Origin of the sequence: Brevibacillus jepli (assembly GCF_047229145.1) — a bacterium.
Lineage (GTDB): Bacteria > Bacillota > Bacilli > Brevibacillales > Brevibacillaceae > Brevibacillus.
Map to the genome: position 1 here is coordinate 187,128 of NZ_JBFEFW010000003.1, position 15,860 is coordinate 202,987.

12 protein-coding genes are annotated in these 15,860 nt (G+C 45.4%); all 12 read left to right on the plus strand.

Going from position 1 to position 15,860, the window contains the following annotated elements; genetic code table 11:
• Positions 1–270 precede the first annotated feature (270 nt).
• Complete coding sequence (locus AB1L17_RS04680) at positions 271–1,962, plus strand: methyl-accepting chemotaxis protein (protein WP_412843470.1); 1,692 nt, start codon at positions 271–273, stop codon at positions 1,960–1,962.
• A 25-nt stretch (positions 1,963–1,987) separates the two neighbouring features.
• The gene (locus tag AB1L17_RS04685) at positions 1,988–4,453 is read left to right on the plus strand and encodes an EAL domain-containing protein (protein ID WP_412843471.1); all 2,466 of its coding nucleotides are present in this window, start codon (positions 1,988–1,990) and stop codon (positions 4,451–4,453) included.
• A gap of 28 nt (positions 4,454–4,481) precedes the next feature.
• The gene (locus AB1L17_RS04690; RefSeq protein WP_412843472.1) at positions 4,482–6,932 is read left to right on the plus strand and encodes a bifunctional diguanylate cyclase/phosphodiesterase; all 2,451 of its coding nucleotides are present in this window, start codon (positions 4,482–4,484) and stop codon (positions 6,930–6,932) included.
• A 143-nt stretch (positions 6,933–7,075) separates the two neighbouring features.
• Positions 7,076–7,279 (plus strand): copper chaperone CopZ, encoded by a 204-nt coding sequence (gene copZ / locus AB1L17_RS04695; RefSeq protein WP_412843473.1) that lies wholly within the window; start codon positions 7,076–7,078, stop codon positions 7,277–7,279.
• A gap of 103 nt (positions 7,280–7,382) precedes the next feature.
• Positions 7,383–8,009 (plus strand): nitrite reductase, encoded by a 627-nt coding sequence (locus tag AB1L17_RS04700; protein WP_412843474.1) that lies wholly within the window; start codon positions 7,383–7,385, stop codon positions 8,007–8,009.
• A gap of 154 nt (positions 8,010–8,163) precedes the next feature.
• On the plus strand, positions 8,164–9,792 hold the full coding sequence (locus AB1L17_RS04705) for a peptide ABC transporter substrate-binding protein (protein ID WP_412843475.1): 1,629 nt from the start codon (positions 8,164–8,166) through the stop codon (positions 9,790–9,792).
• A gap of 76 nt (positions 9,793–9,868) precedes the next feature.
• Positions 9,869–10,798: an ABC transporter permease gene (locus AB1L17_RS04710; RefSeq protein WP_412843476.1), complete on the plus strand. Its 930-nt coding sequence runs from the start codon at positions 9,869–9,871 to the stop codon at positions 10,796–10,798.
• The gene (locus tag AB1L17_RS04715; protein WP_412843477.1) at positions 10,798–11,727 is read left to right on the plus strand and encodes an ABC transporter permease; all 930 of its coding nucleotides are present in this window, start codon (positions 10,798–10,800) and stop codon (positions 11,725–11,727) included. Before AB1L17_RS04710 ends, AB1L17_RS04715 begins: the two co-directional genes overlap by 1 nt.
• An 8-nt stretch (positions 11,728–11,735) precedes the next feature.
• Positions 11,736–12,731: an ABC transporter ATP-binding protein gene (locus AB1L17_RS04720; protein ID WP_412843478.1), complete on the plus strand. Its 996-nt coding sequence runs from the start codon at positions 11,736–11,738 to the stop codon at positions 12,729–12,731.
• Positions 12,732–12,835: 104 nt separating this feature from the next.
• Entirely contained in the window at positions 12,836–13,159 is a 324-nt protein-coding gene (locus tag AB1L17_RS04725; RefSeq protein ID WP_412843479.1) for a metal-sensitive transcriptional regulator, read from the plus strand.
• A gap of 128 nt (positions 13,160–13,287) precedes the next feature.
• Entirely contained in the window at positions 13,288–14,031 is a 744-nt protein-coding gene (locus AB1L17_RS04730) for a PIG-L deacetylase family protein (RefSeq protein ID WP_412843480.1), read from the plus strand.
• A 17-nt stretch (positions 14,032–14,048) separates the two neighbouring features.
• Complete coding sequence (locus AB1L17_RS04735; RefSeq protein ID WP_412843481.1) at positions 14,049–15,860, plus strand: ABC transporter substrate-binding protein; 1,812 nt, start codon at positions 14,049–14,051, stop codon at positions 15,858–15,860.

Consider the following 15,860-nt stretch of genomic DNA (forward strand, 5'->3'; position numbering starts at 1 on the left):
TAAGTGAAAGGGTGCGTTTTTTTATGACTATTGCCGCAGCAGCCTACTATGAAAGCATCCGATTGATCACCTTGAAGACGATCGTGTTCGCGACCCAACATATTACGGCTATTTGTTCCTTCCCCAGCTAGCATTCGGAACTGATTCGTATACCCCCTTATATTGGAGCATGTCCAGAGCTTGGCTAACCAAGCGTTTCTCTTAAATAACTTACATATTTCACAGAAAGAAGTAATAATTCGTAGAATTACGATGGAGGAAACAACTATTATGAAGATGACAGTAAGAAAAAAGCTTTTTTTGGGTTTTTTGGCAGTGTTATTACTTTTGGTAACTGTCGCGGGTATTGGTTATGATCAAATTTCTTCCATCGATTCCAGGTATCGTACGATGATTCAAGATCGTGTCAACAAGGAGATGTTGTCCAAGGACATTATCGCAAGTGTGAGTGAGCGCCAAAAGTATGCACGAGGATACGTAATTGTAGGCGATGATAGCTACCTGGCCGGGTATACAAAAGCAAATGACAGCTATAAAGAGCTTACTTCTGAACTATCCAAAATGGGCATGATAGCTGAAGGACAAAAGCTCGTAGCAGAGATGAACGAACTGCATGCCCAACACGAGAAAATTATCGATAGAGTCGTCGCCTTAAAACAACAAAACAAAGTAGATGAGTACACGAGCTTAGTCAGAGATGAGTGTACACCAGTGGGCGAATTGTTTATTCAGAAAGCCAAAGAATTCGTTGCGCTCGAACAGACACTGCTGGAACAAGAAATCGCCGAACTGGATAGCAGTATTCAATCAACGAAGCTCCTCGTTGTCGTGCTTAGCTTACTGGCGCTGCTTATTGGAGGCGGTATCGCGATTTTGATTGGACGTGCCATTTCTCGTCCCGTCATCTTGATCACGAATGCAGCAGAGCAAATTGCTGCGGGGAACTTGGCCACAGCAGATATTCAAATCAAGAGTCGCGACGAAATTGGTGAGTTGGCACGACATTTTTCCCAGATGAAGCGCAATCTGCAAGATTTGCTGGAAAGAGTCTCCTTCCATTCAGAGCAAGTAGCTGCCTCCTCCGAACAACTGACAGCAAGCTCTGAACAAACACGTCAGACTGCAGGGCAAGTATCGCAATCGATTCAAGCTATTGCAGCTGGTGCAGAGCAACAAGTAAATGATGCGGAGAATGCCACAAAGATCGCAGTGACCATTTCCCATGTCATGCAGCAAGTCTCGGTGAGTATGGAGCATGCGATCGGGTCATCGGTTGAAGCAAACAAAACAGCGACAGAAGGCAATGAAGTGATAGCCAAATCGATTGAACAGATGAATGAGATTAATCTCAGAGTGAGCTCTTCTACCGAAGTGGTGAACCTGCTCGGCGAAAAATCGAAGGAAGTCGGATCAATCGTATCGATTATTACGGAAATTGCCAGTCAAACGAATTTGCTTGCCTTAAACGCAGCGATAGAAGCGGCGAGAGCAGGAGATCAGGGAAGAGGATTCGCAGTCGTAGCGGATGAAGTGCGCAAATTGGCAGAGCAATCCGGGCAGGCAGCTTCTCAGATCGCAGCTATCATCGGGGATATTCAGAGGGACACAGAAAAGGCGACTCAGGTCATGAGCCAAGGTGACGTAGCAGTAAAAGAAGGAGTCATCATGATCCAGCAAGCAGGGATCGCCTTCCAGAAAATAATGGGAGTCGTAGACGAAGTCGCGAATCGAACACAACAAATGTCTGAACAAATGAATGAAGCCAATAACGGAACGGTTTCCGTAGTGGAATTTATAGAGGGAATTGCGCAGGTTTCAAGAATGGCAGCTGAAAATACGCAAAGCGTAGTTGCTTCTGTACAAGAACAAACGGCTTCTATGGAACAGATAACAACTGCTTCTGGTACACTCTCCGAAATGGCAGAAGAGCTGCAGCAATCCATTCGCAAGTTTCAATTGTAGTAGCGAAAACAGGCGGGGGTGTCATGTGTTTAATCAAATCAGAGATGTAAAATATGCATTATCTGCGTTGGAAGAATCATCTGTCATTTCTATCACAGATGAAAAAGGAATCATCACCTACGTCAATCACAACTTTTGTCAAATATCCAAGTTTCATAGAGAAGAACTGATTGGACATAACCACAACATAGTCGATTCCGGTTACCATCCCCAAAGCTACTTTAAAGAGCTATGGGAAACAATCGGCCAAGGAAAAGTGTGGAAAGGGGAAATGAAAAACCGGGCGAAGGATGGCACAGAATATTGGTTAAGCATGACGCTTGTACCATTCATGAACGACAGTGGCTTCCTGTATCAGTACGTGGCTATTGGCACAGAGATCACGAAACGAAAGCAGATGGAAGAGTCTCTTGCAAAGACGATGAAGGACTTGCACGATATCAAGAATGCCCTCGATGAATCCTCGATTGTAGCGATTACGGACGACAAAGGTGTCATTACGTATGTCAATGACAAGTTCTGTGAAATCTCCAGATACGACATGGATGAATTAGTCGGGAGTACACATCGGGTCATCAACTCTAGCTATCATTCCAAATCGTTTTTTAAGCTGATGTGGGAGACGATCAAGCAAGGGCGCGTCTGGAAGGGCGAAGTAAAGAATCGCGCCAAAAACGGTAATGAGTACTGGATGAATACGACGATCGTGCCGTTTTTGGACGATCGAGGAATTCCTTATCAGTATGTTTCGATTCGAACAGACATTACCGACCGAATTGAAGCGGAAGCAGCTCTGGCAGAGGCATTGCAAAATGATTTTCGCAGGACAGTCCAGAATTTGCAAAACTGTGTGTTCAAGATCGTGACAGATCCGAAGGGGAACATCACCTATACGCTATGTGAGGGGAAAATAGCGGAAGAGCTGGGCTTAACGTCAGAGCGAATGCAGAGAAAAACGTCGTATGAAATTTTCCCTCCTGAGGTAGCCGAGCAATTGGAAAGCAATTTTCGCCGAGCATTTGCTGGGGAGCCCGTAACTTTCGAGCTGAAATTATCCGGAAATGATTATTATATTACGTTGTCACCGATTGAGGAAAACGGAGAGATCGTGGAGATGGTAGGCTCCATGATTGACATTACCGAGAGAAAAAAAGCGGAAGAAACGATTCGCTACATGGCTCATTACGACTCCTTGACCAATCTGCCTAATCGAACGCTATTTCACCAAACATTGGCAGGTGCCATGCTAAAGGCAAAACAAAAAGATGAGAAAATCGGCGTGATGTTCATCGATTTGGATCGATTCAAAAATATAAATGATACGCTCGGACATTCGATAGGGGATGTACTGCTAAAAGCGGTAGCAAACCGTCTTATCGGTAGTTTACGTAAAGGAGACTCTGTTTCTCGACTGGGTGGAGATGAATTTGCCATCTTTCTCACGGGTATCACACGTAAGGAGGTTGGTGAAATTGCCCAGAGAATCATCTCGAACATGTCAGAATCGATAACGTTAGAGCATATCGAAATTTTCATTACGCCAAGTATCGGGATTAGCATTTTTCCAGATGATGGCGAGGATATTGAAGCCCTGCTGAAAAACGCAGACGCTGCTATGTATCTCGCAAAAGAGCAAGGAAAAAATAACTATCAATTTTTCTCGGAGGATTTACATCAGGTTCTCGCCAAAAAGCTACAGCTGGAAAGCGAGCTGCGCAAGGCTTTGGAAGAGAAACAATTTACGCTATACTACCAACCGAAGATCCAATTGCAGTCGGGGCAGATCATCGGGATGGAGGCGTTAATTCGTTGGGAGCATCCAGAGCTTGGCCTCATTCCACCCATTCAGTTTATTCCGATTGCCGAAGAAACAGGCTTAATCGTGCCGCTAGGGGAATGGGTGATGCGAACGGCATGTCAGCAGACAAAATTGTGGCAGGAAGCCGGAAATACACAGCTGGCGGTTGCTGTGAATATATCGTTACGTCAATTTATGCAAAACAACCTGATCGAGATGATTACCTCCATCCTTGATGAGACCGGGTTGTCTCCCCAATATTTAGAGCTGGAAATCACGGAAAGCATGGCGCTAGACGTCGACTATACGATACGGATTTTGAATCGCTTGAAAAGTCTCGGGATTAGTATCAGTATTGATGATTTTGGGACTGGCTACAGTTCCTTGAGCTATTTAAGCCAATTTCCGATCGACCGTCTAAAAATTGACCAATCGTTTGTCCGTAACTTGAATCAACAAAATCAAGCGATTGTAAAGACGATCATCGATATGGCACACAACATGAAAATTGCTGTTATCGCAGAGGGAGTCGAAACACAAGAACATGTTGATTTTCTAAAGGAACAAATGTGTAATGAAGTCCAAGGGTACTTCTACAGCAAGCCGCTGCCGGCTAACGATATCGGTTCTTTTTTAAAGGAAAATCGATATGGAGAAGCAGGCAGTCTGGTTCATGCGAGAACATCCAGATAAACGATAAGAAAGAAAGCGGTGAAGAAGCTTGGATCATCAGTTACATGGGACGTACGACAGTTTCCTCGTGATACTATCTTATTTAATCGCTGTTGCAGCTTCTTTTTCTGCTCTTAACCTGGCATCCAGAGTGAGTACAAGCAAGGGAATGCATCAGCTACTCTGGTTGATATTTGGTGCGACGACGATGGGGCTCGGGATATGGTCCATGCATTTTGTCGGAATGCTGGCACTCACGCTCCCAATCAAGGTTTTGTATCACATGGATTATGTCATTCTATCGGTCATCCTTGCTATTTTCGTCTCAAGTATCGCCTTGTATACGGTAACGAAAAGCAATCTACATGCACGACAGCTAGGTATCGCGGGTATTCTTATGGCAGGCGGAATATCTGGGATGCACTACATCGGGATGGCCGCGATGATCATCGAAATAACATACGATACGTGGCTCGTTGTTTTATCCGTTATCATCGCAGCGACTGCTTCTGCTGCCGCACTATGGCTTTTGTTTTACTTTCGCCGTGATCAGTCCAAATACGCGTACCTTTACAAATTGGGGAGCTCAGTCATTATGGGAGCGGCAATCGCGGGGATGCATTATACAGGGATGGTCGCAGCTCATTTCTATGTAAGCGAGATACCGACTAATGATGTCGAAACGCAGATTGAGCCAGACACCCTTGCTTATATCATTGTCTTGGCCACCTTTTTACTGATTGGAATTACATTGTTTGGTTTGTTCATTAATAAACGACTCGTCCAAAAAGACTCAGTCATTCAGGAAAATGAAAGCTGGTATCGTTCCCTTTATAAAAATAATGAATACGGCATTATTTCCTTAAATACAGGTGGCTGCATCATCAAAATGAACCCGGCTGTCACGAAGATTGGCGGATTACGTGAAGAGGAATTCATCAATCAACACGTATCCAAAATAGGTTTGCACATTGTTGAGGAAAAAAGAGAAATCACTAAGGATTCCTTTACCCAGTCATTTGAGCCGGTTCGTAGTAATTTTGAGACGACCATCCTTCATCCGAACGGCAACCGTGTTGAGCTGAGCGTTCTCAATGTCCCTGTCGAGATTGAAGGCGAAGTGGTAGGGAATCACATCATTGTGAAGGATATTACCGAAGAGAATCTCGTGAAGGAGCGAATCAAATATCTGGCTTATCACGATGAGCTCACAGACTTGCCGAACCGAAGAAGGTTTAATCAAGTTCTAAATGAATCGATCGAGAAGAGTGCACAAGATTCTTCGAGCTTTGCTGTGATGGTCATCGACATCGATCGCTTCAAGATGATTAACGATTCGTTGGGTCACACCTATGGAGACTTATTTTTACAAGGTGTCGGCAATCGAATCGTAAAGAGCGCCACAGGGTACAACGCGACGATTGCTCGGATGGGTGGGGATGAATTTACGATCCTCTGTGAAACCGGAACGGATGGCAGGGAAGCGGCGAGCTTAGCCGATAAAATTATTGAAGCATTGAAACAGCCATTTTCGCTAAAGGACAGTGAATTCTACATATCAGCGAGTATTGGTACGGCATTATACCCAGACCACGGAACCGATGCGGTGGAGCTGCTAAAAAAAGCAGATACGGCTATGTACGAGGTGAAAAAGCAGGGGAAAAATGGCCACCTGTTCTATACGCCTGATTTTGACGTCCAATTGCTGGAGAATATCGAATTAGAAAGTGATCTCAGAAAAGCCATTGAACGAAATGAGCTGGTGGTCTACTACCAACCGCAATTTCATGCACAAAGCAATCGTATGATTGGAGTGGAAGCGCTCGTGCGGTGGAACCATCCGACCAAAGGGATGCTCTCTCCGGGTGTATTTATCCCCATTGCAGAAGAGACAGGGATGATTTATGAGATAGGTACATGGGTGCTTCGCGAAGCGTGCAGGCAAATGAAGCAATGGCATGAAGCAGGGGGACCGTTGATACCTGTATCCGTGAACTTGTCTTCCCATCAATTTCACCAGAGAAACCTGGTCGACTACATCAAGAATATCCTGAAGGAAACCGAGCTTGCACCGCATTATTTGGAGCTGGAAATAACGGAGAGCATGATGATGGACCCGGCAGTTTCGATCAGTATCCTGCATGAGTTAAACAAAATTGGGACGAGAATCAGTCTGGATGACTTCGGAACAGGTTACAGCTCATTGAGCTATTTGAAAAAGTTCCCGATTCACAAATTAAAAATTGACCGCTCCTTCATTACGGATTTATCTCGCAACGATAACGATAAAGCCATTGTGGCCACCATTATTTCGATGGCTCAGCATCTTAAATTAGATGTAATTGCAGAAGGCATAGAAACGAAGGATCAGCTAGACATTTTAACAGAAAATCATTGCCATGAAATTCAAGGGTACTATTATAGCCGCCCATTATCTGCTGATGAGGTGGAGCAAGTGTTTTTTGTTCCGTCGAGGAAGGTTGCCAGTCAAGATTCATAATGGAGAACTCCCAGTCGTATAGGCTGGGAGTTTTTCTTGTCCATGTACATGGCTGAGGAAATGTAAATTGGGTATTGCATACCCTACAGGGGTATCGTAAAATAAAATCAAAGAAAGCTCCCAAAACCAAAGGAGGATGTAAAATGAATGTTACGTTACATGTACAAGGAATGTCCTGCAATCACTGCGTAATCTCCATAGAAGGTGCTCTTCAAAAATTGGACGGAGTAAGCAAAGCCACGGTAAGTCTTGCTGACAATCAGGTAAGCGTTACTTTTGATGAAGCGGTTGTATCTCTTGCAAATGTGAAAGAGACCATCGAAGATCAAGGATACGATGTCGTCTAAGCAAGTATTTTTCGGAAAGGCTGTGATTGTACGATTGCAGCCTTTCTTAGTGGATTCAGTTGACTGAATATTATAAATCAAAGTGTTGTAGGAGGAATGCTTTTTGAATCGTGTACAGTTTGCCGTAAGTCCAGAAATTCGCGTCGGAGGCTCCATTTTTTCGCCAAAGGATATGGTGGTGATCGCTCAAATTGTCGGAGATGATGCACAAATTGAGCTATCGACCTTTCAGCAGCTCATTATCGATATGGACGAAGACAAAGCGGAGGATGCCAAAAAAGCGCTGCGTGAAAAAGGCTTATGTGTCTACGAGACCGGCTCTGTGGTAAAGAATTTGTCTGTTTGTTCTTTCTGTAAAGGAGCGGAAGTCGAGGGACTGCAGGCAGCGAGAAATTTGAATGATACGATTGCAGGGATGACGGTCCCATTTACGATGAGAGTAGGCTATACTGGATGCCCGAATGCCTGTGGAGAGCCTTTGGTCAAAGATATTGGAATCGTAAAACGAAAGGAAACGTTTGAAATATACGTCGGTGGACAGTCGAAAACGATGGAGGCCAAGACAGCAGAGCTGTTGGTCGAGCAAGTGAAGGAAGAGCAATTATCCTCCATCGTTCAAAGCGTCATTACGTTGTATCAGGAGCAAGGGAAAAAGAGAGAGAAGTTTTTCAAGTTTGTCGAACGATACGGATTGGAAAATATCCGAAAACAATTAGGGCTGACTTCCTGAAGGGGGAGCAAAGGAGAGGTTCAAATGACCTTTCCTTTTTTATTTTGAATAATAGAATGAATATTATAAAAATTCGGTTTAATAATTGACAAACAGCGATCTTCTTGTATTATACTATACCCATGCAAGGTATGTTTTGAAAGGGGGCATATAAATGGTTAAGAAGGTCATCATGTATTGTCTTTTTTCATTTTCATTGATTTTGTCTGCCTGTAGTCAGCCCGGAGCCGTTCAAGAGCAGAAGAGCAATCCCTCAAGCAACAAGGAAGTGGAGCAAGTCATCAAGGTGAATGCAAGAACAGAACCGACCAGTCTGAATCCTGCTTTGATTGACAATCAGTCCGCCGGTGATATTGCCAATCAGCTATTCGAAGGCTTGGTCAGAGTCAACAAAAACAATGAAGTGGTACCCGGTGTCGCAGAAAAATGGGATATTTCTGATGATAATACCGTGTACACATTTCATATCCGATCAGATGCGAAGTGGTCAAACGGTGAACCGGTCACCGCTGACGATTTCGTTTACTCTTGGGAAAAAGCTTTGCGTCCAGACACAGGTGCACCGCTTGCAGATAATTTGAGCTTTATTAAAAATGGAAGCAAGTATTTAGCTGGCGAAATCACCGATCCGAAAGAGCTGGGTATCAAGGCGATCAACCCACAGACACTCCAAGTCACATTGGAGAGACCAACGCCCTTTTTCCTCCGACTTACCTCCTTCTTCTCCGTACTTCCTATCAACAAAAAGCTGGATGAGAGCAACCCAAAATGGTCTGGAGAAGCTGCCAGCTTTGTCTCAAACGGACCGTTCCTGATGAAAGAATGGAAGCATGATCAAGAAATCATCATGGAACCGAATCCGAATTATTGGGCCAAAAACACGGTGAAACTACAACGCATGGTATGGAAAATGGTTAACGATCAAAATACGGAGTACCAGATGTACCAAACAGGTGAACTCGATATCGCCTTTCCTCCGACGAGCACTACGGCAAAACTGTTGGGTGAGGGGAGTGCAAAAGCGGTTCCTGTGGCAAGAACGGCTTACGTTCGCTATAACCATCAAGACAGTCTCTTTGCCAATCAGAAGATACGAAAAGCATTTGCCTACTCCATCGACCGCAAGATGCTCGTCGATAAAGTGGTGCAGGGAGGTCAGACACCTGCAACGGCATTGATTCCAGAGGGGTTATCCAGTGGCAATGGAGACTTCCGAACGCTGGCTGGCAACGACCAATTTGTGACGTACTCCGTGGAAGAAGCACAAAAGCTATTAGCGGAAGGATTACAGGAGTTAAACCTGACTGCTTTTCCGAAAGTGACGTTTCTCACGGATAATAACGACCTGCGAAGTAAAATATCACAGGCTCTTCAGGAGATGTGGAAGCGTAATCTCGGTGTCGACGTAGAAATCAAAAGCATGGAAAGAAAAGTATTTGTGCAAAGCGTTAAGGCGGGAGAATACCAGTTTGCCTTATACAGCACCGGGGCTGACTATGATGATTCCTACAACCTTTTTGGACAATTTACGACCGGGGATGGTTACAACTACAGCAAGTATAGCAATCCAGCCTATGATCAGAATGTAAAAACGGCTTTTATGGAGACCGATCCCGCGAAGCGGGCGCAAGCGATGATTGAAGCGGAGAAGGTTCTCATGGAGGATATGGCAATAAATCCGCTTTACTACGATAAGCTGGTGGTTTTAGAAAATGAACGGGTAAAAGACGTGTTCCGATTTGCCGTTTCTGCCATTGATTTACGAGAAGCATTCGTGGAATAAGCAGTACGAAATGACATGCGGAAGGGGGCGAGTGAAAAGCCCCTTCTAACTTGATTGGTGCAGAGGCGGGATATCGATGGCTGCGTTTATCGTACGACGTGTAGTGGGAATTATCTTGACGTTGCTAACCATTACTACCTTTACTTTTTTACTTATGCATGCGATTCCAGGCGATCCTTTTACGAGTGAACAGCGGATTCCAGAAGCCGTCTTAAAGAACTTGTACGAGTATTACGGGCTGGACAAACCACTTTATGTTCAGTATTTGCAGTACATGAAAGGCATCGTGACGCTTGATTTTGGACCTTCCATAAAATCCGAGACACGTCAAGTCATGGACATCATTGCGGATGGGTTTCCGGTGTCGGCCAGGCTCGGACTCCAAGCGATTTTAATCGCAGTCGTTTTCGGGATTACGTTAGGAATTGTAGCAGCTCTGAAACAAAATGGCTTGATCGATTATCTTTCCATGGTTTTGGCGGTGATTGGTATTTCGGTTCCTAGCTTTATTTTTGCTACCCTGCTCATTCATTATTTTGCGGTGAATTGGCGCATCTTCCCTGTAGCGAGCTGGGGAGACTGGGAGCATACGATTTTACCGTCTATCGCATTGGCAATGGCTCCGTTAGCGTACATCGCTCGTCTTATGCGGTCGAGTGTATTAGAGGTGCTGGGACAGGACTATTTAAAAACAGCGATTGCCAAAGGTGTTTTTGGCAGACGCCTCATTATGAAGCATGTGCTCCGAAATGCCATTCTCCCAGTCATTACGGTATTAGGTCCGATTACAGCGGGCATTTTGACAGGAAGCTTTGTGATTGAACAAATATTTGGGATACCTGGTCTGGGGAAATATTTTGTATCCAGTATTGTGGACCGAGATTATCCCGTCATCATGGGGACAGCTGTATTTTTCAGTTCCATCCTCGTCATCCTTGTGTTCCTCGTGGACATTGCCTATGGGTTCATCGATCCTCGAATACGTGTGACTGGGAGGAAATCGTAATGGAGCCGACTGTATCAGACAAACAGTTTCGATTTGTCGATCGAATGGAACAAGACATTCCCCAGGAGCCGCTACTCGGTGCGAATCGCTCTGCTTTTCAGGAAGCGAAAGAGAGGCTATTCCAAAATACGTTGGCAAAGGTTGGCCTCATCATCATAGGGGTTGTCATAGTGATGGCGATTATCGGACCCTTCCTGACGCCGTATACTTATTCCGAGCAAAATCTACTGGATGCGGACGTGGCACCGAATCTTCAGCATTGGTTTGGTACGGATGATTTAGGGCGTGACATTTTTGCCCGTGTTTGGGTAGGTGCACGCATATCGCTGTTTATTGGCATTACAGCAGCCCTCATCGATTTAGTGATTGGGGTTATTTATGGAGCCGTAGCGGGGTATGTCGGAGGAAAAACAGAGGAAGTCATGATGCGCATTGCCGACTTGCTGTACAGTCTTCCGCATTTGCTTGTCACGATCTTACTGATGGTGATCTTAAAACCGGGATTATTGACGATCATTATTGCCATGACGGCTACAGGCTGGATTGGGATGGCTCGGCTTGTGAGAGGGCAAGTCCTGCAACTAAAAGAGATGGAATACGTTGTGGCTGCAAAAGCTCTCGGTTCTGGCTTTCCGCGAATCTTGTTCAAGCATTTGATCCCCAATACGGTAGGGCCGATCATTGTGGCCATGACGCTTACCATTCCCGGAGCCATTTTTTCTGAGGCAACATTAAGCTTTTTGGGACTGGGGGTTCCCGTGCCTTTAGCGAGCTGGGGGACGATGACTTCGGATGGATTGGTTGGAATTTTGACGGGTCAGCCGTGGCGTATTTTCTTTCCTGCATTTTTGATCTCCTTGACAATGTTTGCCTTTAACGTCTTGGGTGACGGATTGCGTGATGCACTAGACCCACGTCAACGAAAGTAGGGATGCATATGAGCACATTGCTGGATGTCAATCAATTGCGTGTATCGTTCCATACGAAATATGGGAGAGTTCAGGCGGTAAGAGATATTTCTTTCCAGGTGGCAGAAAGAGAGGTAGTAGCGATTGTAGGGGAGTCCGGATGCGGCAAGAGTGCAACGGCTCAGACCATCCTCGGTCTCTTGCCAAAACAAAACGTGGAGACAGCGGGCTCGATTTTATTAGAGGGAGATGATTTATTGTCGTTTCCGGACAAACAAATGAGGAAAGTAAGAGGTGCAAGAGTCGGGATGATTTTTCAAGATCCGATGACCTCGCTGAATCCGACGATGACAGTAGGCGAGCAGGTTGCCGAGACATTCATTGTTCATCTCGGACTACCGGAGAAGGTGGCCAAGGAGAAGGCGATTGAATTGCTGCAGCTGGTAGGGATTCCGAGTCCGAGGGAAAGAGCAAAGCAATACCCGCATCAGTTCAGCGGGGGGATGAGGCAGCGTGTACTGGTGGCAATGGCACTGGCAATGAAGCCCGATCTATTGATCGCTGACGAGCCGACCACGGCCTTGGATGTCACTGTTCAATCCCAAATCCTCGAATTATTGAAGGAGCTGCAAGAAAGAACAAGCATGGCGATTCTACTCATTACGCATGATTTAGGTGTCGTTGCGAATATGGCACACCGCGTCATCGTGATGTATGCAGGAAAAATCGTAGAGAGTGGGACGGTTGCGGAAATATTTTCGAATCCGCAGCACCCTTATACGTGGGGATTACTAGAGTCATTGCCGAGAATGAATGCAACGAAGGGGGAGAAGCTGAAATCGATTGTCGGTACACCAGCCGACTTGTTGAATCCGCCAAAGGGATGTGCTTTTGCAGCCCGTTGTCCGTATACGATGGAAGTATGTCAAGACGCCGAGCCACCCGAATATGCCATGACCTTACAGCATAGCGCATCGTGCTGGTTGAAGGATGAGCGAGCTCCAGCTATCGAAATGCGGGCTTGAATACCCTGTAGGGGTATGTTAAGATTAGTCTTGATGAAGTTGGAAAATTTCAATTATAATCGAAGCGAGTGTTCGTTAATTGCATTTTTTGAGGAGGAATCTCATTGTCAAGCGCAGAATTGAACGTTGTTCAGTCTTGTCATACATCTGATCGGAACAGTCATCATTCAGAAAAAACCAAGCAAAACTTGCAGGCCCGCCTTAATCGGATTGAGGGACAGATTCGCGGGATTAAAGGCATGGTCGACAAGGATGCTTATTGTGATGATGTCTTGAATCAAATCGCTGCTGTACAGTCTGCCTTAAATTCAGTGGGACGTATCCTTTTGGAAGGACATATGAAATCTTGTGTGATTGAACGCATCCAAGAAGGGGACAGCGCAGTCATCGACGAGCTCTTGACCACGATGAATAAGCTTATGAAATAAAAAGCTTCAGAAATGAAGCTTTTTTTTTATTGCGAAATATAGGTTAGTGGGGTATAGTATTTTCAAGTCAGAATATTTTCATAATACAGAAAATACTAATCTAACAGGATGAAAAGGGAGATGAAAAAATGGGTAAGAAAATGCTGCTCTTGGGTGTGTACGGCATGGAAGTAGTAGAGTGTGGGGGTGCTCTCGCGATTAACGTGAACAACGGAGGAGAATCATACGCTTCGATTATGCTGTCCAGTGAAAAGTCGCGTCCACAGGTTACAGAGGCGGCAGAAGTATTGGGCGTTCAGATGTATTTTCCTGGCTTTCAATCCGGTTATGTAGATGTCAGCCCGGAATCGAAGAAAAAGCTTGTACGGATTATTCGGGAAGTGAAGCCAGATGTTATCATCACGCAGGACCCTGAACACTCCTTCCATGACTTAGACCCAGACCGTAGACAGGCCATGATTTTGATCTTGGAAAGTATCGCATTGGCTAGCAGGGAGTTTGCTTTAGATGAAATGCCAGGATTGGAAGCTCATCCGATCCCGACGATCTATTACATGACTCCACATCATCCTAACTGTGTCGTCGATATCTCATCTGTGTGGGAACAAAAAAATAAAGCGATGGATGTGTTGCATAGTCAGATGGAATTCAGTGGCCGTCATTTTGAGGAAGCGGTCGATTCGAAGGCAATGGAGGCAATCGTTCCCGGATTTTCCTCCTTCTCTACTGATTACGAAAAGGGGAGAGCGGTACACAAGGTACTTGATCAAGCGGTTCACGTCTATCATGGATTGGCAACACACGGCCACTTCGCGTTGGCGGAAGCGTATAAGCGGGATGGGAATTTTCACTTAAAAGAACTGATCAACTAGAAGGAGAGAGATGTCGGATGAAGCGTAATCGAATCGGGGTCATATTACTGCTCATCGCTCTGTTGTCCACATTGTTCGCTTTTCCAGCAGGTGCACAGAATCACAAGGAGGTGAAGCTGGGGATCACACAGGATGAACGCTCCTTGAATCCGTACACGTACAATACAGGCTTTCCTGGACTAGAACTGGTTAATCTTTTGTACGACCCGCTCTTTATCCTTGATAAAAACAACAAACCTATTCCTTGGCTGGTCAAAGAATTTACGGTATCCGAAGACGGCAAGCAATACAAAATGATCTTGCATGACCAGATCCTGTGGCATGACGGAAAGCCGTTAACCTCAGAGGATGTGAAGTTCACCTACGAATACGTGCTGACATATAAAAAATCTCGTTTTACAACTCCAGCTTCACTCGTGAAAAGCATCCAAACACCCGACCCAACAACCGTGATCATGGAGCTTGGGAAAGCAGAGCCAGACTTCTTCATTCAACCTCTCGCAGACTTGCCGATTCTTCCAAAGCATGTTTGGAGCTCTGTCACTGATCCGGATAATTTCAACAATTCCTTGGGAAGTGGTCCCTTCATATTGGAGGATTACAAAAAGGATCAGTTTTACAAGCTGAAAGCGAACCCGCAGTACTTTAAAGGAAAACCGGAAATCGATACTTTGGTAGTCCCGATCATTGCAGAAGCGAACGCCATGTTTACAGCGCTCACAGCAGGGCAGCTGGATGTCATCAGTCGTAGAGTCCAGCCTGAACTCGTAAAACAGTTCGAAAGCAATCCGTCTATTAAGGTGGAGCGAGGCCCGGGTTTTGCTACAACCTTTCTCCAATTCAACGCGGAAAAGTTTCCGATGTCTGATCAGAAATTTCGCCAAGCTGTGAGTCTTGCCATCGACCCGCAATACTTGGTAGATACCGTTTTGCTCGGTTTTGGCACGAAAGGAAGTCCAGGCTTTATTCATCCAGCTACTTCTTCTTACAACAAGTCAGTCATACATAAGACCGACGTAGAGCAAGCAAAATCAATCCTTGAACAAGCAGGCTATAAAGATACCGATAATGACGGGTTGCGAGAGGCACCGGATGGCAAAAAGCTCGAGCTGGTCAACCTGGTCCAATCGAATAACCCTTCTAGCATTCGCTCCGCCGAAATCATTGCCGGATGGATGAAAACGATCGGAATCAATATGAAAGTGCGTCCCATGGACCCGGATACCGTGATTAGTCTTGTCTGGCCCGAATATGATGTCACAAAAGGCCGGAATTATGACATGACGATGTTTGGCTGGTCGACTACCATGCAGCTGTTCCCTGCCAGATTGATCGATTTGTTCCACTCCGATCTAGCCGGTAAAGGGGGAACCAATATTGGCGGGTTTAAAAGTGCAGAGTTTGACAAGCTGGCTGAACAGCTGGATGCCACATTGGAACCGGAAAAACGCCAGCAGATTATCGATCAGATGCAAGAGCAGGTGGCCAAGGATTATCCGATCATTCCCCTGTACTATGCGGAAGAAATCAGTGCCTACAATCCTAATAAGTACTCCGGCTGGGTATTCCAGGATGGAAAAGGCATCATCAACAAGCTCTCATTCGTTTCCAATAGCGAAAAAGCCGCCACAACAACGGAACAACCAGCAGCAACACCTGCGAGTACAACACCAGCCCCTGCCATAGAAAGTGCCACACCAAAAGCTACGCAAGAACAACCGAATGCAAATACAGGAAAAGGAACGACCTCCATCATAACCATTCTCATCATCATCGTCGCCGTAGCCGGTGGATGGTATTTGCTCAGCAGAAGAAAAACGAAGAGCTAA